Raw genomic sequence first — 25,027 nt, 5'->3', positions numbered from 1 at the left:
ACCGCGCTGTCCGACCGACTCCAAGGATAGGTGTCCATGAGGACGCGCAGGCTCTCGGGCTCTTGCTGTGAGACGCCTCGCTGCCATACTTACGTCGCCGTAGGTTACGGAACCGTAGGGAAGGACCTCTATCGTCCCGTTCGGTCGCCGCGGATCGGCACCTCTCTCAACCCTCGACCCCACAGGGGACGCGCATGACCTCGTCTGGTTCCGATGTGATCGAAGACCCCCGGAAGGCGACCGACGGCCCCGTCCCGTCCGCCACCCTGGGCGGCGAGCGGAAGGGATCGCTCGAACAGATCACCCTGCTGCTGTTCATCGTCGTGCCGTTCCTCGCACTGCTGGCGGCGGTGCCGCTGGCGTGGAGCTGGGGAGGCGTGAGCTGGCTCGACCTGGGCCTGCTGGTGTTCTTCTACTACCTGGGCTGTCACGGCGTGACGATCGGTTACCACCGGTACTTCACCCACGGTGCCTTCAAGGCGAAGCGGCCGCTGCGGATCGCGCTGGCCGTCGCGGGCTCGATGGCGGTGGAGGGGCCCCTGGTGCGGTGGGTGGCCGACCACCGCAAGCACCACAAGTTCTCCGACGCGGAGGGCGACCCGCATTCGCCGTGGCGGTACGGCGAGACGGTACCGGCGCTGCTCAAGGGCCTGTGGTGGGCGCACATCGCGTGGATGTTCGACGAGGAGCGGACCCCGCAGGACAAGTACGCGCCCGACCTGGTCAAGGACCCGGCGATCCGGACGATCTCCCGGCAGTTCATCTACTGGACGATGCTGTCGCTGGCGCTGCCCCCGCTGATCGGCGGGCTGGTGACGATGTCCTGGTGGGGCGCGTTCACCGCGTTCTTCTGGGGTTCACTCGTGCGGGTGGCGCTGCTCCACCATGTGACGTGGTCGATCAACTCGATCTGCCACGCGGTGGGCAAGCGGCCCTTCAAGTCGCGCGACCGTTCGGGCAACGTGTGGTGGCTGGCGGTGCTGTCCTGCGGCGAGTCCTGGCACAACCTGCACCACGCCGACCCGACCTCGGCGCGGCACGGTGTGGAGCGGGGCCAGGTGGACTCCTCCGCGCGGATCATCCGCTGGTGCGAGCAGCTGGGCTGGGCGTACGACGTGCGCTGGCCGTCACGCTCACGTATCGATTCGCGCCGTAACACCGGGGACGGCGGCTCCCGGCAGGGGGCGGAGGCCGCGAAGGCGGCATGATTGACGGCGTGGCGACCGACTCCAGCACCCCCAGTCCCGACAGCAAGCAGCGGCGGGCGCGTCGCACCCGTATGACCGGGGCGGAGCGCCGCCAGCAGTTGTTGGAGATCGGTCGCACCCTCTTCGCGGCGAAGGGGTTCGAGGGCACGTCGGTGGAGGAGATCGCGGCGAAGGCCGGGGTCTCCAAGCCGGTGGTGTACGAGCACTTCGGCGGCAAGGAGGGGCTGTACGCGGTGGTGGTCGACCGCGAGATGCGCCGGCTGCTGGACATGGTGACCAGCTCCCTGACCGCCGGGCATCCGCGGGAACTCCTCGAACAGGCGGCCTTCGCCCTCCTCGACTACATCGAGGAGTACACGGACGGCTTCCGGATCCTGGTCCGGGACTCCCCCATCCCCCAGTCGACCGGTTCCTTCGCGTCCCTCATCTCGGACATCGCCACCCAGGTGGAGGACATCCTGGGCCGCGAGTTCAAGTCCCGCGGCTTCGACCCCAAGCTGGCCCCGCTGTACGCGCAGGCGCTGGTGGGCATGGTCGCGCTGACCGGTCAGTGGTGGCTGGACGTGCGCCGCCCGAAGAAGGCGGAGGTCGCCGCCCATCTGGTGAACCTGTCCTGGCACGGTCTGGACGGCCTGGAGCAGAAGCCGCGGCTGATAGGCCACCGGAAGGCCTAGGCGAGGGGTTCCAGGAACTCCAGGCGGTTGCCGGCGGGGTCCTCGGAGTAGAAGCGGCGGTGGCCGGGGAGGTCGTGGTCCCAGATGACGGGGGCGCCGCCCGCTTCGAGCCGGTCGGCGTAGGCCCCGATGTCCGTGACGCGCAGCCCGGGGTGGGCCTTGCGCGCCGGACGGAAGTCCCTCTCGATCCCCAGGTGCAGGTGCACGGCCCCCGCCCGGAACCAGCAGCCGCCGCGCGCCGCGAGCGCGGGCGGTTTGGGCACCTCGGTCATGCCCAGTACGCCGACGTAGTACGCGCGCAGCAGGTCCTCGCAGCCCGGTGGCGCCGCCAGCTGGACATGGTCGAGCGCGGCGAGCATCAGCGCTCCCCCTTCCGGGCCACGGCGAACACCCGCCGGAACGGGAACGGGGTGCCGTGCGGACCGGCCGGGTAGGCCTCGCGCAGGGCGGCCCGGTACTCGGCGAGGAACGCGTCCCGGGCGGCCGGATCGTCGGCGAGGGCGGTGAGGACCGGGCGCAGTCCGGTGCCCTTCACCCAGTCGAGGACCGGGTCCTCGCCGGTGAGCAGGTGGATGTACGTGGTCTCCCAGACGTCGGCGGCGCAGCCGAGGGCGGTCAGCCGCTCCAGGTTGGCCTCGGGGGTGAGGACGGCGTCGTCGTGGCGGAGGGTCCCGGCGAGGCGGTCGTGCCAGCGGGCGGAGTGGGCTAGGGCGCGCATCAGCCGGTGGCTGGGGGCGGCGAAGTTGCCGGGGACCTGGAAGGCGAAGGTGCCGCCGGGGGCGAGGGCGCCGGTCCAGTCGGCGAAGCGCTCGGCGTGCCCGGGGACCCACTGCAGCGTGGCGTTGCTGATGATCAGGTCGTACGGCCGCTCGGGCGCCCAGGTGCGGACGTCGGCGTGGGAGAAGTCCAGCCGGCCGCCGCCGGCCGTGGGGCCCTCGTACTCGACGAGCGCCTTGTCGAGCATCTCCGGCGAGTTGTCGTAGCCGGTGATGTGCGCGGCGGGCCAGCGGTCGGCGAGCAGGGCGGTCATGTTGCCGGGGCCGCAGCCGAGGTCGGCGACGACCGGGGGCCGCCCGGGCAGGTCGGGGACGCGGGCGAGGAGGTCGAGGAAGGGCCGGGCGCGGTGGCCGGCGTGCCGGAGGTACTGGGCGGGGTCCCAGGCGGGAGTCGTCATGTGTTCCACCTTCCCCGCCGGATTATCTTGATGTCAAGAAACTCGACATCAAGAGACTTCACGTCGACACAACCACTACACTGATCGTCATGGAGGACGAGGTCGATCGGCTGGTGGCTGCGTGGCGCCGGGAGCGCCCGGACCTCGACGTGGAACCGCTTGAGGTGCTCAGCCGGGTGAGCCGGCTGGCCCGGCACCTGGACCGGGCACGTCGGCTGGCCTTCGCGGAGCACAGCCTGGAGCCCTGGGAGTTCGACGTGCTGACCGCGCTGAGGCGCGCGGGGACGCCGTACCAGCTCTCCCCCGGGCAGCTGCTGACGCAGACCCTGGTGACCTCGGGCACGATGACCAACCGGATCGACCGGCTGGCCAAGAAGGGCCTGGTGGAGCGGTTGCCGGACCCCAGCGACCGGCGCGGTGTGCTGGTGCGGCTGACCGAGGAGGGCCAGGACCGCGCGGACCAGGCCCTGGCCGGACTCCTCGCCCAGGAACGAGCGATCCTCGCGGAACTCTCCCGCACCCAGCGCGCCGAACTGGCGGGACTGCTCCGCCAGTTGACGGCGCCGTTCGACAACATCCCCGGCTAGGCCCGGCGCCCCGAAGGGGCGCGGGGAACTGCGCGACCAGCCACGACGGCGCCGCAGTCGACAGACGCCATGCTGCGGCATTTTCAGCGGAGCGCGTCAGCGTTGATCAGGCGCTGCTGCTCTCCTCCGACATGATCCGCCCGGTGGGCCCCAGGTCGACCGGACCCACCCCGGCGCGGCGCGCGAGCGCCACCGCTGCCAGCGTGGAGTGGACGCCCAGCTTGCCGAGGACGTTCTGCATGTGGGTGCGGACGGTGTGCGGGGACAGGAACAGGCGCTCGGCGACCGCCTTGCGCCCCAGGCCCGCCACCATGCACCGGAGCACTTCCCGCTCTCTCGGCGTGAGGGACTCGACCAGCCGCTCGCTCTCGGTGCGGTGCTTGCGGGCGGCCGTCAACTCCCGCAGGACGCCCGTGAGCAGGGCCGGCGGCAGATGGGTCTCGTCGCGCAGGACGCCCCGGATGACGTTCAGCAGGCGGGAGAGCGAGCAGTCCTTGGCGACCCAGCCGGAGGCGCCGGCCTGCAGGGCCAGGGCCGCGCGCCGGGGGTCGTCCTTCTCGGCGAGGACCACGATCCGGACGGCGGGCTGGGCCGAGCGGACGCCCGCGACCAGCGATATCCCGTCCACGATGCCGTCCTCGTTGCCCTCCTGCACCGGCACGGCCGGGCGGCCGACGGGCAGTTGGCCGCCCAGGTCGGCGTCGACGAGCAGCACGTCGTAGCGACGGCCCTCGGCGACCGCGCGCTCCAGGCAGCGCAGCGCGGCGGGACCACTGCCCGCCGCGGAGACGTCGACGTCCGGCTCCGCGGCCAGAGCCGCGGCGAGCGACTCGGCGAAGATACGGTGGTCGTCGACGACCAGAACTCGGATACGAACCACGAAACCCCCTTCCCCAGGCTCCTTACGAGCAGGGGATACCCCAAGGTCCTCAGAACGGCCAACCACGCGGATACGACACCCACGGGAGGACGGAACCGCACGACCGCCGCCGTGCCTGAACTGCTACCCCCACCGCGGGCGTCGTACCCGACTTGTCTCGCCCCCTGATCAGCACCGGCCCCCACCGGTACCGCTCCTCAGAGTACGGCCGGGGGCCCGGAGCGGAAGGCAATTTGCAGAACTGCCCGGCCGACGCGTTTATGGTGTGCCGCATGTTTCGTATTGAGGCGGAAGTAGACAAGGAACGGCGCGATCTCCTCCGCACACGGTTGCGGGACACGAACACAGCGGCGTCCCCGGTTCTCGCGGCCCTGCGGGGCACACCCGGCGAACGCGAAGTGCCGTTGCACGTCTGGGCGATGGACGAGCGCTCGGGCGAACTGGCGGGCGGTCTGGTCGGCCACACCTGGACGTCCTGGCTGCATGTCACGTACCTGTGGGTGGACGGCCGCCACCGCGGCGCGGGACTGGGCGGCCGCCTGCTGTCCCGGGCGGAACGCATCGCCGTACGGAACCGCGGCTGCACCGCCGCCCGGCTGGAGACCTGGGACTTCCAGGCCCCGGAGTTCTACCGAAAGCAGGGCTACGAGGTGGTGTGCGTGATCCCCGACTATCCGCCGGGGATCACGGAGTACACGCTGACCAAGCGCCTGGGCTGAGGCTCAGACCTCCTGGCGGGCGCCCGCCGACGGCACCGCCTCGAATGTCCTCGGTGTCTGGAAGCCGGCGGCCGCGAAGGCCTCTTCGATCGCCTTGGTGATCGTGTCCACGTCGGCCGCCTCGGCGAGGACGATCGCCGAGCCGCCGAAGCCACCGCCGGTCATCCGGGCGCCCAGGGCGCCGGAGGCCAGGGCGGTGTCGACGACCAGGTCCAGCTCCGGGCAGGAGATCCGGAAGTCGTCGCGCAGCGAGGCGTGGCCCGCGGTGAGGACCGGACCGATCGCGCGGGTGTCGCCGGCCTCCAGGAGGGCCACCACCTGCTCCACCCGCTGGTCCTCGGTGACGACGTGGCGGACCAGGCGCCGCACCTCCTCCTCGTCGCCGAGGCGGTCGAGCGCGGAGTCCAGCTCGTCGTAGGGGATGTCCCGCAGGGCGTCGACCCCGAGCAGGGCCGCGCCCTTCTCGCAGCCCGCGCGGCGCTTGCCGTACTCGCCGCCGCTGTGGGCGTGCTTGACCTGGGTGTCGACGACCAGCAGCCGCATGCCCTCGGCCGCGAGGTCGAAGGGGATCTGCTTCTGCGAGAGGTCGCGGGTGTCCAGGAACAGGGCGTGGCCCTGCTCGCAGCAGGCCGAAGCCGTCTGGTCCATGATGCCGGTCGGGGCGCCGACGTAGACGTTCTCCGCGCGCTGGCACAGGCGGGCCAGCTGCCAGCGCTGCAGGCCCAGTTCGTAGAGGTCGTTGAGGGCGAGGGCGATCACCACCTCCAGGGCCGCGGAGGAGGACAGGCCGGCGCCGGTCGGGACCGTGGAGGCGAGGTGGACGTCGGCGCCGGTGACCGGGTGGCCGGCCTCGCGCAGCGCCCAGATCACGCCCGCCGGGTACGCCGTCCACTCCTGGTCGGTGCCGGGCTCCAGGGCGTCCAGGGCGAGTTCGACGACCCCGCCCTCGATGTCCGAGGAGTGCAGGCGCAGCACGCCGTCGGTACGGCGGGCGACCGCGGCCGTCGTCACGTGCGGCAGCGCGAACGGCATCACGAAGCCGTCGTTGTAGTCGGTGTGCTCGCCGATCAGGTTGACCCGGCCGGGCGCCGACCAGACGCCGTCGGGCGCGGTTCCGTAGAGCTCCACGAAACCGTCGTGCACCTGCTGTGCCCCCACTTACTGCTCCCTTGCTGCGCTGATGTGCTGCGCGAACTCCCAGGCGTCCGCGACGATCCCCGCGAGGTCCGCGCGGGTCGGGTTCCAGCCCAGCTTCTCGCGGGCGGTGGCCGCCGAGGCGACCAGGACGGCCGGGTCGCCGCCCCGGCGGGGGGCCACGACCTCGGGGATCGGGTGGCCGGTGACCTGGCGGACGGTCTCGATGACCTGGCGGACGGAGAAGCCCTCACCGTTGCCCAGGTTGCAGATCAGGTGCTCGCCGGGCTTCGCGGCCGCCACGGCCAGCAGGTGGGCGTCGGCGAGGTCGGCGACGTGGATGTAGTCGCGGACGCAGGTGCCGTCGGGCGTCGGGTAGTCGTCGCCGAAGACGGAGATGGCCTCGCGGCGCCCCTGGGCGACCTGGAGGACCAGCGGGATCAGGTGCGACTCGGGGTCGTGCCGCTCGCCCTGCGCGCCGTACGCCCCGGCCACGTTGAAGTAGCGCAGGGAGACCGCGCCCAGGCCGTGGGCGGCGGCCTCGCCGGTGATCATGTGGTCGACGGCGAGCTTGGTGGCGCCGTACGGGTTCGTCGGCTGCGTCGGGGCGGTCTCGACGATCGGGACCTGCTCCGGCTCGCCGTAGGTGGCCGCCGTGGAGGAGAAGACGAGCTTGCGGACGCCGGCCTCGCGCATCGCGGCGAGCAGCGCCATGGTGCCGCCGACGTTGTTGTCCCAGTACTTCTCGGGCTTCACGACCGACTCGCCGACCTGGGAGAACGCGGCGAAGTGCAGCACCGCCTCGTAGGAGGAGTCCAGCCACTTGGCGGCGTCGCGGATGTCGCCCTCGACGAAGGCGGCGCCCGCGGGGACGCCCTCGCGGAAGCCGGTGGAGAGGTTGTCGAGGACGGTGACCTCGTGGCCCGCCTCCAGCAGGTGCTGGGCGACCACACTGCCGACGTAACCCGCTCCGCCCGTCACCAGGTACTTCATCAACTCGCTACCTCTCGCAGTCGCTCGGCCGCGCGCTCCGGCGGCACGTCGTTGATGAACACGCTCATGCCTGACTCGGAACCCGCGAGAAACTTCAGCTTGCCGGACGTTCGGCGGATGGTGAAAAGCTCCAGGTGCAGCGCGAAGTCGTCGCGCGTGACACCGTCGAACTCCTCCAGCGTCCCGAACGGCGCCTGGTGCCAGGCGGCGATATAGGGCGTGGGAGGTTCACCCTCACCGAAGATACGGTCGAAGCGCCTCAAGAGTTCCAGATAAACCTGGGGGAACTCTGAGCGCGCCGCCTCGTCGAGGCCGAGCAGGTCGGGGACGCGGCGCCTCGGGTACAGGTGGACCTCGTAGGGCCAGTGCGCCGCGTACGGCACGAAGGCGACCCAGTGTTCACTCTCAAGGACGACCCGCTCGCCGGCGAGTTCACGTGCAAGGACGGCGTCGAACAGGTTCTCGCCGCCGGTCGCCTCCTTGTGGGCCGCGAGTGAGCGCAGCATCAGGGCGGTGCGCGGGGTGGTGAAGGGGTAGGCGTAGATCTGGCCGTGCGGGTGACCGAGCGTCACGCCGATCTCCTCGCCGCGGTTCTCGAAGCAGAACACCTGCTCGACGGAGGGGAGATGCGACAGTTCCGAGGTCCGGTCGGTCCACGCCTCCAGGACCAGCCTCGCCTGCTCCTCGGTCAGGCTCGCGAAGGACGCCTCGTGGTCCGAGGTGAAGCAGACCACCTCGCAGCGCCCGGAGTCGCCCGCCAGCGAGGGGAAACGGTTCTCGAAGACCACCACGTCGTACGACGAGTCCGGGATCTCGCTCAGCCGGTCGCCCTGGGTCGGGCACAGCGGGCACTGGTCGGCCGGCGGGTGGTAGGTGCGGCCCTGCCGGTGCGAGGCGATGGCGACCTGGTCGCCGAGCAGCGCGTCGCGGCGGATCTCCGAGGTGGTGTGCGTCCGCTCCAGCGGGCGGCGGTCCACCGCGTCCCGCACGGTGTCGTCGCGCAGGTCGTAGTAGATGAGCTCGCGACCGTCGGCCAGCCGGGTCGAGGTCTTCTTCACTGCGGACTCCCGAAATTCGAGCGTTGTTCGAGTCAGCCAACCATCAAACAGAACCGAACACACCAAAACACAACTCACCAGGTCAGTCAACATCGCAATCAATCAAGGTGCGACAACGAAAGTGTTGAATTACTGGGTGCAGAACCCCACAAATGCCCCCGTATCCCCCACATACCTCGCGGCAACGCTGCGGCTTCCCACCAACGGCCTGGACTACACGATCCTCGCGATCTACTTCGTCGTGGTTCTGGGCATCGGCCTCGCGGCCCGCCGTTCGGTGAAGACCAGCCTCGACTTCTTCCTCTCCGGACGGTCGCTGCCCGCCTGGATCACCGGCCTCGCGTTCATCTCGGCCAACCTGGCCGCCACCGAGATCCTCGGCATGGCCGCGAACAGCGCGCAGTACGGCGCGTACACCGTGCACTGGTACTGGATCGGCGCCATTCCGGCCATGGTCTTCCTCGGCCTGGTGATGATGCCCTTCTACTACGGCAGCAAGGTGCGCTCGGTCCCCGAGATGCTGCTGCTCCGCTTCGACAGAGCCGCACACCTGCTGAGTTCGATCCTGTTCGCCTTCGCGGCCATTCTGATCGCCGGTGTGAACCTGTACGCCCTCGCGATCGTCGTCGAGGCGCTGCTCGGCTGGCCGCAGTGGGTGGCGATCGTGGTGGCCGGCGCGTTCGTGCTGGCGTACATCACCCTCGGCGGCCTCTCCTCGGCCATCTACAACGAGGTGCTCCAGTTCTTCGTGATCCTGGCCGCCCTCATCCCGCTGTCCGTGCTCGGCCTGAAGAAGGCCGGCGGCTGGGACGGTCTGGTCGACAAGCTCACCGCCACCCACGGCCACAACTTCACGACCGCCTGGGGCGGCACCGGCATCGGCACCGTCAACCCGCTCGGCGCGAACTGGCTGACCATCGTCCTCGGCCTCGGCTTCGTGCTCTCCTTCGGCTACTGGACGACGAACTTCGCCGAGGTCCAGCGCGCCCTGTCGGCGAAGAACCTCTCCGCCGCCCAGCGCACCCCGCTGATCGCCGCCTACCCGAAGATCTTCATCGTCTTCCTGGTGATGATCCCGGGCCTGGTCGCCGCCGCGCTGGTGCCGAACATCGGCACGTCCGCGTCCGGCCTCCAGTACAACGACGCGATCCCCTACCTGATGTCCCAGCTGCTGCCCAACGGCGTGCTCGGCATCGCGGTGACCGGGCTGCTGGCGGCCTTCATGGCCGGCATGGCGGCCAACGTGTCGTCCTTCAACACCGTGTTCACCACCGACATCTGGGCGAAGTACGTGGTCAGGGGCCGGGAGGACGCCTACTACGTGCGCTTCGGACGGCTCATCACCGTGATCGGCGTCTGCGCGTCCGTCGGGACGGCGTTCCTCGCGTCGTCGTTCTCGAACATCATGAGCTACCTGCAGACGCTGTTCTCCTTCTTCAACGTGCCGATGTTCGTCGTCTTCATCGTCGGCATGTTCTGGAAGCGCGCCTCGGCGAAATCCGGCTTCTGGGGGCTGCTCGCGGGGACGGTGACCGCGATGGTCAACTACTTCGTCCTCTACAAGAAGGACATCATCGGCATCCCCTCCGACCAGGGCGCCAACTTCGTCTCCGCGATCGCCGGCTTCGTCGCCGGTGCGGTGGTGATGGTGATCGTCTCCCTGTTCACCGCGCCCAAGCCGGACGCGGAGCTCGCGGGGCTCGTCTACGGCACGACGTCCCCGGGGATGACCGAGCCGCCCGCGCCCGGCGACGAGGCCTGGTACCGCAGGCCGGCGCTGCTCGGCTGGGGCGCCGTGATCATCGCCGCCCTCTGCTACATCCCGTTCTCGTTCTAGTCCCGGTCGCGGGAGGATGGAGAGACCATGACCGACGACTCCGGGCACTCCGGGTTCCACTACTCCGAGCAGGACGTCCAGCGGGAGGTCACCGAGCTGGAGGGCAGGTCCGCGACCGCCGCGCGGATCTTCGACCTGCGGCGGATCATCGGCGGGCTGTTCGTCGTGTACGGGATCATCGTGACGATCGCCGGGATCACGGACTCGCAGGCCGAGATCGACAAGGCGCAGGGGATCAACATCAACCTGTGGACGGGCATCGGGATGCTGTTGCTCGGGGTGTTCTTCCTGGTGTGGCTGTGGTTGCGTCCTACGCCACCGCCGGTGCCTCCGGTGGAGGAGGGGGGCGAGTAGGTCGTCTTTCGGCTGCGGGTGTGTGGGGGCTGGTCGCGCCCACGCGGCGGCAGCCGCACATCGATACAGCCCCGCGCCCCTAACGGGGCGCTTGTGGGCCGCCGTTGACAGGTCCCGCCCTGTCCAGGAGCCCCGTGCGCGCGGCCAGGGCCGCTGCCTCCAGCCTCGATCCCACGCCCAGTTTCATCAGGACCCTCTGCACATGGGTGCGGGCCGTGCTGGGGGCGATGCCCATGCCGGCGGCGATGAGGCGGGTGTCCTCGCCGTCGGCGACGCGGACGAGGACCTCGACCTCGCGCGGGGTGAGCATCTGGAGGAGGCGCTGGCCCTCGTCGTCGGGCTGGGCGGCCGGGTTGAGGAGTTCGCCGAACGCGCCCTGGAGCAGGGCGGGGGCCACGGCGGCCTCCCCGGCCCGCGCCTTCATGATGGCCCGCTCGACGCCCTCTATCCGCTCGTCGTGCCGTACGTATCCGGAGGCGCCCGCGGCGAAGGCCGCCGCGATGCCGCGCGGGGACGGCACCGGGCCCAGGACCAGCACCGCGACCTGCGGCCGCTCCTTCTTGATCCGCACCACCGGGTCGAAGATGCCCGGCTCGGCCGGTGTCGCCGTACCGAGCAGGCACACCTCGGGTGCCCGTGTGATCACCAGCTCCGCCGCGCCCGCCGCCGGCGCCGCCGCGGCCAGCACCCGGTGGCCGCGCAGTTTCAGCGCCGAGGCCAGCGCCTCCGCGAGCAACCGGTGGTCGTCGACCACCATGAGCCGCACTCCCATAGAGCAACCCCCCAGTCCCCCCAATGGATGCCCCACTATGGATCCCCACTGGTCCGCATGGACAGAGGGCCCCCCGGCACCTCGTCCTTCATGCCCCCGGAAGCTACACGCTTGTTCGACGTCGCGCTGCCCCTACTGGTGAGAAGTGCCCCGGATCGGAGGAATCTCTTGCTTTTCTGGTATTCGCGCGCTTGACGTGGCCTCAGCCGCCCGCGCCGAAGGCGACGACCAGGTACGACTTCCCCGAGGACGACGAGCCGGCGGTGTGGGCGTACTCGGCGGACATGTACAGGTGCCCCTGGGAGTAGAGGACCTCCGCGTACTCCGGCGACATGCTGGTCTCCACGGCCTTGACCGCCTCGGTCGCCGGGTTCTCCAGCAGCTTGGTCTCCTTGAACGAACCGCCGTCGATGCTGACGATCTGGCCGCCCTTGTCGTACGGAGGGTTCTTGTACGCGATCACGTTCGGACCGTCCATGCGCAGCGGCGTGATCGTGTAGTTGTCACCGGCGTCGGCGCGCTGACCGGTCTGCTTGCCGGTGGCGAGGTCGAAGGCGACGATCTCGTTGGTCTTGGCGAAGTCCCCGTCGCCGTCGTGCTCCTCGGTCGCCAGGTACAGCCGGTCGTTGCCGACCGCCAGTCCCGTGCACTTCTCCACCTGGTAGATGTTGTCGCAGCGGACCGCGTACGAGCTGCCCGGAGTGGAGATACGGGTGCGCAACGCACCGGTTTTGTTGTCGATGGAGAAGACGTCGGAGAAGCCGCTGCCGTCGCCGGCGCTGTTGTTGACGTCGGCGGCCACCACCAGCGGGTCGGTCGAGACGACGCTGGCGTAGTCGATGCCCGAGGTCATCCTGTATTCGGAGACCACCTTGGCGGAGACCGGATCGAGGGTCTGGATGTGCAGCTGGCCGGAGTCGCCGCTGCCGCACTTGCGGACCGCGACCAGCTTGGCGCCGCCGCCGTACCCGGCGTCGTAGCAGCTGTCGGCCGGCTTCGGCTGCCAGCGGATCTTGCCGGAGGAGAGGTCGAAGGCGGCGCCGCCGCTGGTACCGCCGACCGCGACGGTGTGCTGGGAGACCGTCACATTGTTGAAGTTGACCGGAACATCACCGGACTTGACCGTCTGCGTCCACAGCTTCTTACCGGCGTTCAGGTCGATCGCGGCGATCCGGGTGCAGCCCGCCGTGGAGCCCTTCGGGGGCATCTTCGGCTGGAAGACGACCGCCGTCCTGCCGTCCTCGCTGACGTGCCCGCTCGCGTAGCAGACCGGGCCGGACAGCGGGACCGTCCACAGCTCGGCGCCCGAGTCGGGGTCGTAGCCGGTGATCTCGGCGACGCCGCTCTTGGCGTACACCTTGTCGGTGAGCCAGGAACCGGAGGTGACGGTGGTGTCCTTCGCCGCGGGCAGCGGGACCTGGAAGAGGAGCTTGGAGGCGGGGTCGGCGGGCACCTTCTCGCTGCCCTTGCCGCCGGCCGTGTCCTGGCCGCCGGTCGTGCCGCCGCTGGAGTGCGCGGTGTCGTTCTTCTTTCCGTCGTCGGCGGAGGAACCGGAGGAACCGGAGGACTTGGAGTACCAGATGCCGCCGCCGACGATCAGCGCGATCGCGACGACCGCGACGACGACGATGAGCAGCGTGGCCTTGTTGCCGCCGGAGCCGCCCTGCCTGCCCGGCTGGGTGGGGTAGCCGGGCGGGGGCTGCTGCGGGTAGCCGTAACCGGGCTGCTGGGCGTAGGGGTTGGCGGCCGCGGGGGGCTGCTGGGTGTACGGGTTGGGGGCGGCCGGCGGCTGCGCGGGGTAGCCGTAGCCCGGCGGGGGCGGGGGCTGCTGCGGGTAGCCGTAGCCCGGCTGGGGCTGCTGCGGCGGGCCGGCGGGGGCGCCGAAACCGGGCTGCTGCGGGGGCTGGTTGGGCGGCGGCGGGGGCGGCTGGGTCATGGCGGAGGTACCTCGGAGAACGGCGCGTGGGACGGCTGGGGACGACGCGGGCTGATGGAGGACGGCAGGGAACGGGCGCGCTCAGTCACCGAAGGCCATCATCAGCTTCTCCTTCGCGTCGTCGCTGCCGGTGAGCCGGGTGGAGGAGAGGTAGAAGCGGCCGTCGGCCCAGTCGACCGCGCCGTCGTAGAAGCCGTCCTCGATGTCGGCGGTGTGCTGCGGGTTCTGCAGCAGCGTGGTGGTGCCGTGGGCGGAGCCGGCGGTCGGAACGGACACGACCCGGCCGCCCGCGTCGTACGACGGTTTCACGTACGCGACGAGCTTGCCGCCCTCGACCCCGATCGGGTACATCGACTCGTCCGTGGGGGACTTGACGCGCCACTTGGCCTTGCCGTCGGCGAGGCTGATCGCGACGATCTCGTTGGCGCCGCCGCTGGTGTCCGTCGGCAGGTAGAGGGTGTTCGCGTCGACCGCGACACCCTGGCAGCCCTGCAGGTCACGGGCGAGGAAGGCCCAGCCGCACTCGGGCGCGAACTTCTCGTCGACCTTCACCTCGGAACGGAATGTGCCCTTGGCGTCCAGGGTGGAGATGTTCCAGGCCTTCTTGGCCTCGTTGGTCATGTAGACCACGAGGGGGTCGACGGAGTAGGTCCGCTCGACCGTCCAGCCCTTCTTCACCGGCCGGGTCCACCTGACCTTGCCGGTGGCCGGGTCGAGCTCCGAGATCTCGTCGTGCTCGTTGCCGGTGCCGGCCGCGCAGGAGGCCACCTCGATCAGCCGGTTCGTGCCGCCCGCGAAGGCCGTGGGGAAGCAGGCCGCGCCGTACTTCTCCTTGTCGTACAGCTTGTCGCCACTGGCGAGGTCGTACGCCGTGCCCGACTGGGAGCGGCCCACCATCAGGGTCCGGCCGCTGATGGTCAGCTCGACGCTGATCGCGCTGTCGAAGAGCCCGCCGTCGGCGACGGTCGCGGTCCAGCCCTTCTTGCCGGTGTCGAGGTCGATCTCCTGCAGCTGGTTGCACTTGGCCCGGTCGCTGGTGCCGTTCATGTACGCCACGACGACCTTGTCGTCCGCCGACTTGCCCGAGGTGACCGCGCAGATCTTCTGCGGGAAGGTGATCGGGGCCCAGGCCGGGTCGCCGTCGCCCACGCGGTAGCCGAAGACCTGCTTGTACGCCGCCTTCACCGCCGTCTTCCCGGTGATCCACATGCCGGGTGCGTCGGCGCCGGACGCGGGCGCGTCGGGTGCCGACTTGTACCAGAGCACCTTGGCCTCGCCGGACTTGCGGCCCTCGTTGAGGTTCTCCGGGTCCGCGCCGCCGCCGCTGCCGTCACCGGGGTCGGCCGGGGTGTCGGTGCCGGAGGCCCTGGGGTCGTCGGAGGGCTGGGCGACCGGCTTCCTGCCGCCGTCCCCGTTGCCGGTCACGGCGTACACCGTGCCGCCGACGACCAGCAGGCCCGCCACCGCCGCCGCGACGATCAGCGCGGGCTTCCCCTTGAACGGGCCGCCGCCTCCGCCGCCGGGCGGCGGGGTCATGCCCGGCCCGCCGGGGTACTGCGGCGGCTGCTGGGGGTATCCGTAACCGGGCTGCGGAGCCGTGGGCTGCTGCGGGGAGCCGTACGGGCCCGGCGCGCCGTAGGGACCTGGTGCGCCGTACGGTCCGGGAGCGCCGTAGGGGCCGGGCGGCTGCTGCCCGTAGGGGCCGCCGGGCTGGGGCGGGTAGCCGTAGCCCGGCCGGGGCGGCTGGGCGGGCGGCGGAGGCGTGCCCTGCGGCGCGCCGAAACCCCCCTGCCCCGGCTGCTGTTGCGGTGCGCCGAAGCCGCCGCCCGGCGGCGGCTGGTCCTGTGGTGTTCCGTAACCGCCCTGCTGCGGCGGCTGATTGGGTGGCTGGCTCATCAGCGGTCTTTCCCCCGTTCACTGATTTCTGGCCACATCCCGAGGCCCGTGACGGACTCAGGGCGCTCTCAGAGTGTTCTCAGACCGACCTTTCTACCACTCGGCACCGACACCCCACGGGGCCGTCCAAGCCCCCGTTCCCAAGGGAGAACCGCCCCGTGATACCTCCGTTACGCGCCTACACGCCCCCTTCACCACCCGCACGCAAGGCAATCGCGCACGGCTGGCAGCGCCCCTTTAGGGGCGCGGGGAACTGCGCGACCAGCCCCCACCCACCCGCAGCCGACCGACGACCCATCACGGCGCCCCCAGCGGAGCGCTACGCGTCCTCCGCCAGTTCCAGCCAGCGCATCTCCAGGTCCTCACGCTCGCCGGCCAGGTCGCGCAGCTGGGCGTCGAGTTCGGCGACCTTGGCGAAGTCCGTGGCGTTGGCGGCGATCTGGTCGTGCAGCTTGGTCTCCTTCTCGGAGACCCGGTCCAACTGGCGCTCGATCTTCTGGAGTTCCTTCTTGGCGGCGCGCTGGTCGGCGGCGCTGCGCTCGGCCGTGGGGGCCTTGGGGGCGACGGCGGTGGCGGCGACCGTCTCCTCCATGCGCTGCCTGCGCTCCAGGTACTCGTCGATGCCGCGCGGCAGCATCCGCAGGGTGGCGTCGCCGAGGAGGGCGAAGACGCGGTCGGTGGTCCGCTCGACGAAGAACCGGTCGTGGGAGATGACGATCATCGAGCCGGGCCAGCCGTCGAGGACGTCCTCCAGCTGGGTGAGGGTCTCGATGTCGAGGTCGTTGGTGGGCTCGTCGAGGAAGAGGACGTTCGGCTCGTCCATGAGGAGCCGCAGCAGCTGGAGGCGGCGGCGCTCACCGCCGGACAGGTCGCCGACCGGCGTCCACTGCTTCTCCTTGCTGAAGCCGAACGTCTCGCACAGCTGCCCGGCGGTCATCTCGCGCCCCTTGCCGAGGTCGACGCGCTCGCGGACCTGCTGGACGGCTTCCAGCACCCGGGTGGCGGGGTTCAGCTCGGCGACCTCCTGGGAGAGGTAGGCGAGCTTGACGGTCTTGCCGACGACGACCTGACCGGCCGCCGGCTGCGCCTCGCCGTCCGTCCGCGCGGCCTCGGCCATGGCGCGCAGCAGCGAGGTCTTGCCGGCGCCGTTGACACCGACCAGGCCGATGCGGTCGCCGGGGCCGAGCTGCCAGGTGACGTGCTTGAGCAGCACCTTGGGGCCGGCCTGAACGGTCACGTCCTCCAGGTCGAACACGGTCTTGCCGAGCCGGGACGAGGCGAACTTCATCAGCTCGGAGGTGTCCCGCGGCGGCGGCACGTCCTTGATCAGCTCGTTGGCGGCCTCGACCCGGAAGCGCGGCTTGGAGGTACGGGCGGGGGCGCCGCGGCGCAGCCAGGCCAGCTCCTTGCGGACCAGGTTCTGCCGCTTGGTCTCCTCGGTGGCCGCGATCCGCTCGCGCTCCGCGCGGGCGAAGACGTAGTCGGAGTAGCCGCCCTCGTACTCGTAGACGTCGCCGCGCTGGACGTCCCACATGCGGGTGCAGACCTGGTCGAGGAACCACCGGTCGTGGGTGACGCAGACGAGGGCCGAGCGGCGCTCGCGCAGGTGCTTGGCCAGCCAGGAGATGCCCTCGACGTCGAGGTGGTTGGTGGGCTCGTCCAGGACCAGCAGGTCCTGCTCCTCGATGAGCAGCTTGGCGAGCGCGATGCGCCGCCGCTCGCCGCCGGAGAGCGGGCCGATGACGGTGTCCAGGCCCTTGGGGAAGCCCGGCAGGTCCAGGCCGCCGAAGAGGCCGGTGAGCACGTCGCGGACCTTGGCGTTGCCGGCCCACTCGTGGTCGGCCATGTCGCCGATGACCTCGTGCCGGACGGTGGCGGCCGGGTCCAGGGAGTCGTGCTGGGTGAGGATGCCGAGGCGCAGTCCGCCGGAGTGCGTGACACGGCCGGTGTCGGCCTCCTCCTGCTTGGCGAGCATCCGGATGAGGGTGGTCTTGCCGTCGCCGTTGCGGCCCACCACACCGATGCGGTCGCCCTCCGACACGCCGAGCGAGACGCCGTCCAGCAGGGCACGGGTGCCGTAGACCTTGCTGACGTTCTCGACATTGACCAGGTTGACGGCCATTTCACTCCTGCGCACGGGGACGGTCAGCCTCCCAGCGTAATGCGCGCCGGGAGGCCGCCCCGCCGGGAGCTACTTTCCGCCCGCCCGCGCGCGTACCTCGTCGAGGAGGTCGTACATGGTCTGTCCCGGGCAGTCGGTCTGCAGCCAGTCGCGGTGGCCGGAGACCGTGGTGACGTCCCTGGTGACGCCGTTGACCGGGTTGACGTAGGTGATCCTCGCGCTCGTGTCGAGGCCCTTGAAGCGGGCGATCACCTTGACCAGCCGGGTCAGGGAGGCCTTGGCGGCGTCGGTGGGGCCCTGGTCGACGAGGGTGCCGAGGAGGGCGATGCCGAGGTTGCCGGAGTTGTAGCCGGAGGTGTGGAAGGCGGTGACCAGGTTGCCGTCGGGGTCGAAGGCGGGGATGCCGTCGGCGCCGGAGTAGCGGCCCTCGTAGACGGTGCCGGCCTCGTCGATCAGGAAGTGGTAGCCGATGTCGCCCCAGTCCAGGGTGACCGCGTGGTACTCGTAGATCGCGCGGACGGTGGCCGCCGGGTCCGGGTCGTTGTTGGGCGTGTCCGTGTGGTGGACCGTGATCGACTGCAGCGCGTAGTACTTCTCCGGCGAGTTCACCTCGCCGTTCTTGTACCGCTTCGACTCGTCGGCGCTCCAGGCCGGACGGGACAGGTACCGCACGCCCCGCACGCGGGTCGGCTCCTTCGGCACCTGGAAGGTGCGGTCCGGGCCGCCGGTGGTGTCGATCGCGAGGGAGCCGAGGCCCGTCGTGCCGTCCGGTGCCGTCAGTTCGTACGCCTTGGCGCTGCCGGCCGCTATCAGCGCCGTACGGCCGCCGTCCTCCAGGGTCGCGCAGCCGGGGGTGACGGCCTTGCCGTCACCACCCGCGAAGCGGATCGAGACGCCGTCCTCGGCGCCGTCCCAGCGGACGCCGACGAAGGCGGCGGCGAAGGCGGTGGTGGCCGTGCCGGTGCCGGTGGCGGCGGCCGTCCGGGTCGCCGGGAAGGTCTCCGGTTCGGTGCCGGTGGTGTCGCTCGCCGTGCCGGAGGAGTCGGTGGCCGCGAAGACCACCGGGGTCAGCGCGGCCCCGGCGGCCACGGCGCCGGCGGCCCCGATCACGCCTCGACGGGACAGGGACGGTTTCCTGCGATGGGACGGGGTGGGGGATTCGGACACGGACGTGCCTTCCGCAGACGTTCGGATGCTCGGTCGTTCGGATGCTCGATTGAAACGTCAAGCGAACTTATCCGTCCCAGCAGCCCCACGCGTACTGCGGCAGTAGTAATCCGGGCCAATTCCCGGTGGAGATACCGCACTTGTTGTGAACGCCACGCGAAAGCGCGGCCCGCACCGGCCCGGGGGCGCCCCGCTCGTGCGCCGGAGTGCGGGCCGCGGTCAGGCTCCGGCGGGCGCCGGGGTGAGGACGGTGGCGCCCGGCGCGGGGGACGTCGTGGTGCGGGCCGTGCGGCAGGTGCCGGAGGCGAGGAGGGCTTCGGCGACCTTCTCGGCGGAGGCGGCGTCGCGGACGAGGAACGCCGTGGTCGGGCCGGAGCCGGAGACCAGGGCGGTGAGGGCGCCGGCCTCGCGGCCCGTGTCGAGGGTGGCCGCGAGTTCGGGGAAGAGGGAGAGCGCGGCGGGCTGGAGGTCGTTGGAGACGGCGGTGGCGAGCGCGTCGGGGTCACCCTTGGCGAGCGCGTCGAGGAGGTCGGCGGAGGCGACGGGTTCCGGGATGTCCCGGCCCTCGGCGAGCCGGTCGAACTCACGGAAGACGGCCGGGGTGGAGAGCCCGCGCCCGGCCATCGCGAAGACCCAGTGGAAGGTGCCGCCGACTTCCAGAGCGGTGAGGCGTTCGCCGCGCCCGGTGCCGAGGGCGGCGCCGCCGACCAGGCTGAAGGGCACGTCGCTGCCCAGCTCGGCGCAGATGGCGAGGAGTTCGGCGCGGGAGGCGCCCGCCTGCCAGAGCTCGTTGCACGCGAGCAGCGCGCCCGCCCCGTCCGCGCTCCCCCCGGCCATGCCGCCGGCGACGGGGATGTCCTTGGCGATGTGCAGGTGGACGGCCGGTTCAATGCCCCGGCGCCCGGCCAGGGCGAGGGCGGCGCGCGCGGCGAGGTTGGTGCGGTCCAGGGGGACCTGGTCGGCGTCCGGGCCCTCGCAGGTGATCGTCAGCTCGTCGGCGGGGGTGACCGTGACCTCGTCGTACAGGCCGACGGCGAGGAAGACGTTGGCGAGGTCGTGGAAGCCGTCGGGGCGGGCGGCACCCACCGCGAGCTGGACGTTGACCTTGGCGGGGACGCGTACCGTGACGCTCACTGACCGGACTCCCTGTGCTCGGCGTGCTCGGCGTGCTCGGCGATCCTCGCGAACTCCTCGACCGTCAGCGACTCCCCGCGGGCCTGCGGCGAGACCCCGGCCGCGACCAGCGCCGCCTCGGCGGCCGCCGCGGACCCGGCCCAGCCGGCGAGCGCCGCCCGCAGGGTCTTGCGCCGCTGCGCGAACGCCGCGTCGACCACCGCGAAGACCTCTCTCCTGGAGGCCGTCGTCTTGAGCGGTTCCGCGCGCCGCACGAGGGAGACCAGTCCGCTGTCGACGTTCGGCGCGGGCCAGAAGACGTTGCGCCCGATGGCTCCGGCGCGCTTGACCTCGGCGTACCAGTTGGCCTTGACGGAGGGCACTCCGTACACCTTGTTGCCGGGTGCGGCGGCGAGCCGGTCGGCGACCTCGGACTGCACCATCACCAGCGTCCGCTCGATGCTCGGGAAGGTGTCGAGCATGTGGAGCAGGACGGGGACGGCCACGTTGTAGGGGAGGTTCGCGACGAGCGCGGTCGGCGGCGGGCCCGGCAGCTCGGTGACGTGCATCGCGTCGGAGTGCACCAGCGCGAACCGGTCGGCGCGCGCCGGCATGCGCGCCGTGATCGTGGCGGGCAGCGCGCTCGCCAGGACGTCGTCGATCTCGACGGCGGTCACCCGGTCGGCGACCTCCAGCAGGGCCAGGGTGAGGGACCCCAGTCCCGGGCCGACCTCGACGACGACGTCGTCCGGGCGGACCTCGGCGGTGCGGACGATACGGCGGACCGTGTTGGCGTCGATCACGAAGTTCTGGCCGCGCTGCTTGGTGGGGCGTACACCGAGCGCGGCCGCGAGTTCGCGGATGTCTGCGGGGCCGAGGAGGGCGTCGGGGGTGGGGCTGCTCACGGGACAAGGGTACGGGCCGCCGGGAACGCCTCGGCCGGTCACCTGTGCAGGCGCGCTCCGGTCACCTGTGCAGGCGCGCTCCGCAGTGCGGCCAGGGGGTGGAGCCGCGGCTCAGGTAGAGCTTCTTCGCGCGGAACGTCTGCTCCTCGGCGGGCGCGTCCTGCGGGCGCCCGCTGCCGCCGAGGCTGTGCCAGGTGCGGGAGTCGAACTGGTACAGCCCGCCGTACGTCCCGGAGGCGTCCACCGCGTGCGGGCGGCCGCCGGACTCGCAGGCGGCGAGACCGTGCCAGTTCAGTCCGTCGGCGCCCTTGACGGAGTCCGGATGCGGCTTGGTGCCCACCATCACCAGCTGGGTACGCGGCTCGCGCACCAGCTCGGACGTCTGGCGGCGCGGCTTCTGCCGGACCCCGTTGACGGTCCGCAGGTAGTAGGTGACCCGGCGCAGGCCCGGCCGCCCCGCCTGCTCGATCACCTCGGTCCCCTTGAAGAGGGTGGGGTCGGCAGTCCGCCGCACCTCGAACGGGATCACCTCCTCGCGCACCTCCCTGCTGCCGGTGACGCGCAGCACGGTCACCGTCTGGCCGTCGCGCGGGAAGCCGTCGAGGGGCGTGGAGGTGGTGTCCTGGCCGTGCAGGGAGATCCCGGCCTCCTCGACGGCCTCGCGGACGGTCGCGGCGTTGGTGCGGATGGTGCGGGTCCGGCCGTCGGCGAGGATCGTGACGGTGCGTTCGGTGCGGACGTCGAGCGCGAGCCCGGCGCGGCCGATGTTCCGGGAGCGCGAGGCCGAGAGATACGCGCCCTCGGCACGCACCCCCAGCTGGTCGAGCGCCCCCTGCACCGTGTGCGCCGTGGTCCACACCTCGCGCCGTTCGCCGTCCAGCGTGAGCCGTACGGGGCGGCCGTAGCGCACCGCGACCTCGTCGCCGCTGGCCAGTGCCGTGCCCGGGGCGGGCGCCACCACGTCGTGCGCCCCCACCGGTACGCCCTCCTCGGTCAGCAGCTCGGTCACGTCGTCCGCGAAGGTGTGCAGGGTGCGCGGGCGGCCGTCGACGGTCAGCTCGATCGCCTTGTCCTTGGCGAGGAACGCGGTGGTGCCGCCGGCGAGGAAGGCGACGACCAGCGCCTGCGGCAGCAGCCGGCGCACGGCCGACTCCGAGCGGGTGCCGTACCGCGACTTCCGCCGCCGCCCGGCCCGCCGGCCCACCGCCTCGCGCCCGTCCGCCCCGGGGGCCCCGCCCTCCGGCATCCGCCCGCCGCCCTGCCGCGGCAGCGCCGGTTCGCCCGCCCGCCCGGGAGCCACGCCCGCCGCGGCCTCGTACGCCGGCCGGTAGGTGTCGTTCCCGTACGGCGTGGCGTAGGCCAGCGTCTCGGCATCGTGCACGCCCGGCGCACGATACGTACCGTGCGCACCCGGCGCCCCGTGCGCTCCCGGCATACCCTGCGCGCCAGGCGCGCCCTGCGTGCCGTGCGCCCCGTGCGCCCCCGGCGCGGTGTAGGGGCCGTACGCCTCAAACGTCTCGTACTGCGGTGTGCTCACGCCGACACGCTCCAGAGGGCCAGACGGGTCCGGATCGGGCCCCCAGAACCTAGCGGAGCACCGGTCACTCTCCAAAGCGGCACGACTACGCACGGTCGCGACCGGACCGGGGGAGCACCACCGTGAGCGTTATACGCCAGTTATGATCGCTATACCCTCAGTAACCAAAGGCGCGGGCCGTGTTGGCGCCCAGCGCCGCCGCCAGCGCGTCCTCGTCGATGCCGCGTACGGCGGCCATCGCGCGCACCGTGACCGGAACGAGATAGGGGGCGTTGGGCCGTCCGCGGTACGGCGCCGGGGTCAGGAAGGGCGCGTCGGTCTCCACGAGGACCAGCTCCAGCGGGGCGACGGCGAGCGCGTCCCGCAGGTTCTGCGCGTTCTTGAAGGTGACGTTGCCGGCGAAGGACATGAAGTAGCCCTCGCGGGCGCACTCCTCGGCCATCTCTGCGTCCCCGGAGTAGCAGTGGAACACGGTCCGCTCGGGGGCGCCCTCCTCCTTGAGGACGCGCAGCACGTCGGCGTGGGCGTCCCGGTCGTGGATGACCAGGGCCTTGCCGTGCCGCTTGGCGATCTCGATGTGGGCGCGGAAGGAGCGCTCCTGGGCGGCCTTGCCCTCGGGCCCGGTGCGGAAGTAGTCGAGGCCGGTCTCGCCGACACCCTTCACCTGGGGCAGCCCGGCCAGCCGGTCGATCTCGGCGAGCGCCTCGTCCAGCGCCGCGTCACCGCCGCCCGCGCGCGCCCCCTGCCGAGACCAGCCGTCGGGGTCACCGTGCACGATGCGCGGGGCCTCGTTGGGATGCAGGGCCACGGTCGCGTGCACGTTCGCGTGCGCGGCGGCGGTCTCGGCCGCCCACCGCGAGCCCTTGAGGTCGCAGCCGACCTGGACGACGGTCGTCACGCCCACCGACGCGGCCTTCGCCAGGCCTTCCTCGACCGTGCCGGACTGCATGTCGAGATGGGTGTGCGAGTCGGCGACCGGCACCCGGAGGGGTTCCGGGAGCGGCGGCGCCGCGTTCTTGTCGGCCGTGCGGGAGGCAGAGCCGGGGGCCGAGCCGGAGGCCGGTCCTGAGGCGTTCGAAGGCATGCCCCGATCCTACGAAAGGGGCATGCCCCGCCGGACCCGCGCCCGGGTCAGCTCGCCTTGCGCTGGAACGCGTGCAGCAGGTCGGACAGGTGCCAGTGGTGCGGCTCCCCGACCTCGGCGCCGGCCTCCGTCGCCTCCTCCGGCTCCGCACCGGCCGGACGGCCCTGCGCGGACGGCCGCGACGACCGCTGCGCCGCGCTCCGCACCGACGAGACCTGTCCCGCGCGCATGATGCGCACGACCTGGCCGTCGCAGTTCTGGCACGAGGGCCTGCTCAGCGGCGACGGGACGACCCGGCCGTCCGCCACGTACGTGACGAACGCGTGGTTGTCCGCGTCGGTGTGGTGCTCTATCTCGAACGACTGCTCCCAGCCGTGCCCGCATCGCATGCAGGCGAACGAATACGACTCGTGAACGACGGCTGTGGCTGCACCGCGGAGGCCCGTCTGCCCTGCGATCTCACTCATGCCAGCTCCTGCTGTCCGCTGGACAAGCGTCCCCGGCGCGGGAATTCCCCCCGGAATCCCCTGGGGACGAGGGACGGGTGCGTCCCTGCTGACCAGTGGACGCCTTCACCGACGCGAATGCGACAGGCCTGCCGAGTGTTGGAGCCGTTTTGGACTTTGCTTGCCAAATCGGCCTCGCGACGGGGGGTTCGGCTTTGCCTTTCCCGGCCTGCCTTTACCCACCCGTGGGGCGCCCGCTCATGAGAGATGCTCCCTGCTCAGAGGACACATCCCGGCAGGTCAGCAGCGCCCCGAAAGGGGCGCGGGGAACTGCGCGACCAGCCCTCCACCGCCCCGCGCCCGACTGCACAAAAGCAACCACGACGGCGCTGCGAAACCGACCTCATCCCTCAACACGCTTCGCGGCGACCACCGCGTCGAACACCACCCGCTTGGGAATCCCGGCCTCCACCGCCACCGCCGCGATCGCCTCCTTGCGCCGCTCCCCGGCCTCCTCCCGCACCCGCACCCGCCGCACCAGTTCCTCCCCGTCGAGTTCCTCGGGCCCCTTCTCCGGCGCGCCCTCGACGACCACGGTGATCTCGCCGCGCACCCCCTCGGCCGCCCACACCGCCAGCTCGGCCAGCGGACCGCGCCGTACCTCCTCGTACGTCTTGGTCAGCTCACGGCAGACGGCGGCCCGCCGCTCCGCGCCGAACACCTCGGCCATGTCGGCGAGGGTGTCGTCGAGGCGGTGCGGCGCCTCGAAGTAGACGAGGGTGCGGCGCTCCTCGGCGACCTCGCGGAGCCGCCCGCGGCGCTCGCCGGACTTGCGCGGCAGGAAGCCCTCGAAGCAGAACCGGTCGACGGGCAGCCCGGACAGCGCGAGCGCGGTGAGCACCGCGGACGGTCCCGGGACGGCGGTGACCCGGATCTCCTTCTCCACGGCGGCCGCGACCAGCCGGTAGCCGGGGTCGGAGACGGACGGCATCCCCGCGTCGGTCACGAGCAGCACGCGCGCGCCGCCGACCAGCTCCTCGACCAGCTCGGGGGTGCGGGCGGCCTCGTTGCCCTCGAAGTAGGAGACGACCCGGCCCTTGGGCGTCACCCCCAGTGCCTGGGTGAGCCAGCGCAGCCGCCGGGTGTCCTCCGCCGCGATCACGTCGGCGCCGGTCAGCTCGGCCGCGAGCCGGGGCGGCGCGTCCGCGACGTCGCCGATGGGGGTGCCTGCCAGGACAAGGGTTCCAGTCACCCCTCCATCCTCGCAGCCGTCACTGACAGCGCCGTCCCCGGAACCGGGGCCCTCGCGCCCTTATCGCAAAGGAACCCACCTCTAAGACGCCATTTCAGTTGGCGTGATCTTGCGGCAGTCTGGGGTGATGACTGCTGCGCTTGTCGAGCGGATGGCGCCGGAAGAGCTGTGGACGTTGT

General features: G+C 71.5%; 23 protein-coding genes. 6 read left to right on the top strand and 17 right to left on the bottom strand.

The window, feature by feature from the left end; translation table 11 throughout:
- Positions 1-194: 194 nt before the first annotated feature.
- Positions 195-1,208 carry an acyl-CoA desaturase gene (locus tag ACGFZS_RS43140; RefSeq protein ID WP_393799730.1) on the top strand — a complete coding sequence of 338 codons (1,014 nt, stop codon included), beginning with the start codon at positions 195-197 and terminating at the stop codon, positions 1,206-1,208.
- Positions 1,205-1,882, top strand: a complete 678-nt coding sequence (locus tag ACGFZS_RS43135; protein ID WP_355708689.1) for a TetR/AcrR family transcriptional regulator — start codon at positions 1,205-1,207, stop codon at positions 1,880-1,882. The genes ACGFZS_RS43140 and ACGFZS_RS43135 overlap by 4 nt, the downstream gene beginning before the upstream one ends.
- Here ACGFZS_RS43135 and ACGFZS_RS43130 read toward each other — a convergent pair.
- Together ACGFZS_RS43130 and ACGFZS_RS43125 are read right to left on the bottom strand one after the other, a co-directional pair.
- A complete protein-coding gene (locus ACGFZS_RS43130; protein WP_393799729.1) occupies positions 1,879-2,241 on the bottom strand; it encodes a VOC family protein in 363 nt (120 codons plus the stop codon). The genes ACGFZS_RS43135 and ACGFZS_RS43130 overlap by 4 nt on opposite strands.
- Positions 2,241-3,056, bottom strand: coding sequence for a trans-aconitate 2-methyltransferase (locus ACGFZS_RS43125; protein ID WP_393799728.1), 816 nt, complete (start codon positions 3,054-3,056; stop codon positions 2,241-2,243). The genes ACGFZS_RS43130 and ACGFZS_RS43125 overlap by 1 nt, the downstream gene beginning before the upstream one ends.
- Positions 3,057-3,145: 89 nt before the next feature.
- Here ACGFZS_RS43125 and tamR point away from each other — a divergent pair, with 89 nt between their 5' ends.
- Positions 3,146-3,643: a MarR family transcriptional regulator TamR gene (gene tamR / locus ACGFZS_RS43120; protein WP_365694029.1), complete on the top strand. Its 498-nt coding sequence runs from the start codon at positions 3,146-3,148 to the stop codon at positions 3,641-3,643.
- Positions 3,644-3,749: 106 nt separating this feature from the next.
- On the opposite strand, the gene ACGFZS_RS43115 is transcribed toward tamR, so the two are convergent.
- Complete coding sequence (locus ACGFZS_RS43115; protein WP_355708682.1) at positions 3,750-4,523, bottom strand: response regulator transcription factor; 774 nt, start codon at positions 4,521-4,523, stop codon at positions 3,750-3,752.
- Positions 4,524-4,783: 260 nt separating this feature from the next.
- Between ACGFZS_RS43115 and ACGFZS_RS43110 the strand changes: the two genes are divergently transcribed.
- Positions 4,784-5,242: a GNAT family N-acetyltransferase gene (locus ACGFZS_RS43110; protein WP_393664644.1), complete on the top strand. Its 459-nt coding sequence runs from the start codon at positions 4,784-4,786 to the stop codon at positions 5,240-5,242.
- 3 nt (positions 5,243-5,245) lie between these two features.
- Here ACGFZS_RS43110 and galK read toward each other — a convergent pair whose 3' ends face one another.
- Genes galK through galT form a run of 3 tightly spaced genes read right to left on the bottom strand, consistent with a single transcriptional unit; the run spans position 5,246 to position 8,427 of the window.
- The gene (gene galK / locus ACGFZS_RS43105; RefSeq protein ID WP_393799727.1) at positions 5,246-6,400 is read right to left on the bottom strand and encodes a galactokinase; all 1,155 of its coding nucleotides are present in this window, start codon (positions 6,398-6,400) and stop codon (positions 5,246-5,248) included.
- Positions 6,401-7,369: a UDP-glucose 4-epimerase GalE gene (gene galE / locus ACGFZS_RS43100; protein ID WP_365336306.1), complete on the bottom strand. Its 969-nt coding sequence runs from the start codon at positions 7,367-7,369 to the stop codon at positions 6,401-6,403.
- Positions 7,369-8,427, bottom strand: a complete 1,059-nt coding sequence (gene galT / locus ACGFZS_RS43095; RefSeq protein ID WP_393799726.1) for a galactose-1-phosphate uridylyltransferase — start codon at positions 8,425-8,427, stop codon at positions 7,369-7,371. Before galT ends, galE begins: the two co-directional genes overlap by 1 nt.
- A gap of 136 nt (positions 8,428-8,563) precedes the next feature.
- On the opposite strand from galT, the gene ACGFZS_RS43090 reads away from it, so the two are divergent.
- A complete protein-coding gene (locus ACGFZS_RS43090) occupies positions 8,564-10,264 on the top strand; it encodes a sodium:solute symporter family protein (RefSeq protein WP_393799725.1) in 1,701 nt (566 codons plus the stop codon).
- A 27-nt stretch (positions 10,265-10,291) separates the two neighbouring features.
- Positions 10,292-10,618 carry a hypothetical protein gene (locus ACGFZS_RS43085; RefSeq protein ID WP_393799724.1) on the top strand — a complete coding sequence of 109 codons (327 nt, stop codon included), beginning with the start codon at positions 10,292-10,294 and terminating at the stop codon, positions 10,616-10,618.
- Positions 10,619-10,697: 79 nt separating this feature from the next.
- On the opposite strand, the gene ACGFZS_RS43080 is transcribed toward ACGFZS_RS43085, so the two are convergent.
- The 11 genes from ACGFZS_RS43080 to rsmI form a co-directional block, all read right to left on the bottom strand.
- Complete coding sequence (locus ACGFZS_RS43080; protein WP_393799723.1) at positions 10,698-11,390, bottom strand: LuxR C-terminal-related transcriptional regulator; 693 nt, start codon at positions 11,388-11,390, stop codon at positions 10,698-10,700.
- Between the two features lie 202 nt (positions 11,391-11,592).
- Positions 11,593-13,326 carry a PQQ-binding-like beta-propeller repeat protein gene (locus tag ACGFZS_RS43075; RefSeq protein ID WP_393799722.1) on the bottom strand — a complete coding sequence of 578 codons (1,734 nt, stop codon included), beginning with the start codon at positions 13,324-13,326 and terminating at the stop codon, positions 11,593-11,595.
- An 81-nt stretch (positions 13,327-13,407) separates the two neighbouring features.
- Positions 13,408-15,222: a PQQ-binding-like beta-propeller repeat protein gene (locus ACGFZS_RS43070; RefSeq protein WP_393799721.1), complete on the bottom strand. Its 1,815-nt coding sequence runs from the start codon at positions 15,220-15,222 to the stop codon at positions 13,408-13,410.
- A gap of 319 nt (positions 15,223-15,541) precedes the next feature.
- Positions 15,542-17,344, bottom strand: coding sequence for an ABC-F family ATP-binding cassette domain-containing protein (locus ACGFZS_RS43065; RefSeq protein ID WP_359212800.1), 1,803 nt, complete (start codon positions 17,342-17,344; stop codon positions 15,542-15,544).
- Positions 17,345-17,413: 69 nt separating this feature from the next.
- Positions 17,414-18,454, bottom strand: a complete 1,041-nt coding sequence (locus ACGFZS_RS43060; RefSeq protein WP_393799720.1) for a peptidoglycan recognition family protein — start codon at positions 18,452-18,454, stop codon at positions 17,414-17,416.
- 276 nt (positions 18,455-18,730) lie between these two features.
- A complete protein-coding gene (locus tag ACGFZS_RS43055; RefSeq protein ID WP_393799719.1) occupies positions 18,731-19,645 on the bottom strand; it encodes a 4-(cytidine 5'-diphospho)-2-C-methyl-D-erythritol kinase in 915 nt (304 codons plus the stop codon).
- A complete protein-coding gene (gene rsmA, locus ACGFZS_RS43050) occupies positions 19,642-20,529 on the bottom strand; it encodes a 16S rRNA (adenine(1518)-N(6)/adenine(1519)-N(6))-dimethyltransferase RsmA (protein WP_393799718.1) in 888 nt (295 codons plus the stop codon). The genes ACGFZS_RS43055 and rsmA overlap by 4 nt, the downstream gene beginning before the upstream one ends.
- 61 nt (positions 20,530-20,590) lie before the next feature.
- Positions 20,591-22,066: a ubiquitin-like domain-containing protein gene (locus ACGFZS_RS43045; protein ID WP_393799717.1), complete on the bottom strand. Its 1,476-nt coding sequence runs from the start codon at positions 22,064-22,066 to the stop codon at positions 20,591-20,593.
- A gap of 157 nt (positions 22,067-22,223) precedes the next feature.
- The gene (locus ACGFZS_RS43040; protein ID WP_393799716.1) at positions 22,224-23,150 is read right to left on the bottom strand and encodes a TatD family hydrolase; all 927 of its coding nucleotides are present in this window, start codon (positions 23,148-23,150) and stop codon (positions 22,224-22,226) included.
- Between the two features lie 47 nt (positions 23,151-23,197).
- Entirely contained in the window at positions 23,198-23,617 is a 420-nt protein-coding gene (locus ACGFZS_RS43035; protein ID WP_393799715.1) for a hypothetical protein, read from the bottom strand.
- A gap of 382 nt (positions 23,618-23,999) precedes the next feature.
- On the bottom strand, positions 24,000-24,848 hold the full coding sequence (gene rsmI / locus ACGFZS_RS43030) for a 16S rRNA (cytidine(1402)-2'-O)-methyltransferase (RefSeq protein WP_365694056.1): 849 nt from the start codon (positions 24,846-24,848) through the stop codon (positions 24,000-24,002).
- Positions 24,849-25,027 lie beyond the last annotated feature (179 nt).

Origin of the sequence: Streptomyces sp. NPDC048288 (assembly GCF_043201555.1) — a bacterium.
Taxonomy (GTDB): domain Bacteria; phylum Actinomycetota; class Actinomycetes; order Streptomycetales; family Streptomycetaceae; genus Streptomyces.
This window is presented reverse-complemented; position numbering and strand designations above follow the sequence as displayed.

Bases quoted from the DNA above. Each gene is read 5' to 3' on its own strand.
- ACGFZS_RS43035 (WP_393799715.1), bottom strand. From the start codon at position 23,617: ATGAGTGAGATCGCAGGGCAGACGGGCCTCCGCGGTGCAGCCACAGCC.
- galE (WP_365336306.1), bottom strand. From the start codon at position 7,369: ATGAAGTACCTGGTGACGGGCGGAGCGGGTTACGTCGGCAGTGTGGTC.
- tamR (WP_365694029.1), top strand. From the start codon at position 3,146: ATGGAGGACGAGGTCGATCGGCTGGTGGCTGCGTGGCGCCGGGAGCGC.
- ACGFZS_RS43065 (WP_359212800.1), bottom strand. From the start codon at position 17,344: ATGGCCGTCAACCTGGTCAATGTCGAGAACGTCAGCAAGGTCTACGGC.
- ACGFZS_RS43135 (WP_355708689.1), top strand. From the start codon at position 1,205: ATGATTGACGGCGTGGCGACCGACTCCAGCACCCCCAGTCCCGACAGC.
- ACGFZS_RS43080 (WP_393799723.1), bottom strand. From the start codon at position 11,390: ATGGGAGTGCGGCTCATGGTGGTCGACGACCACCGGTTGCTCGCGGAG.
- ACGFZS_RS43070 (WP_393799721.1), bottom strand. From the start codon at position 15,222: ATGAGCCAGCCACCCAATCAGCCGCCGCAGCAGGGCGGTTACGGAACA.
- ACGFZS_RS43085 (WP_393799724.1), top strand. From the start codon at position 10,292: ATGACCGACGACTCCGGGCACTCCGGGTTCCACTACTCCGAGCAGGAC.
- ACGFZS_RS43130 (WP_393799729.1), bottom strand. From the start codon at position 2,241: ATGCTCGCCGCGCTCGACCATGTCCAGCTGGCGGCGCCACCGGGCTGC.
- ACGFZS_RS43075 (WP_393799722.1), bottom strand. From the start codon at position 13,326: ATGACCCAGCCGCCCCCGCCGCCGCCCAACCAGCCCCCGCAGCAGCCC.
- ACGFZS_RS43040 (WP_393799716.1), bottom strand. From the start codon at position 23,150: ATGCCTTCGAACGCCTCAGGACCGGCCTCCGGCTCGGCCCCCGGCTCT.
- ACGFZS_RS43110 (WP_393664644.1), top strand. From the start codon at position 4,784: ATGGTGTGCCGCATGTTTCGTATTGAGGCGGAAGTAGACAAGGAACGG.
- ACGFZS_RS43140 (WP_393799730.1), top strand. From the start codon at position 195: ATGACCTCGTCTGGTTCCGATGTGATCGAAGACCCCCGGAAGGCGACC.
- ACGFZS_RS43125 (WP_393799728.1), bottom strand. From the start codon at position 3,056: ATGACGACTCCCGCCTGGGACCCCGCCCAGTACCTCCGGCACGCCGGC.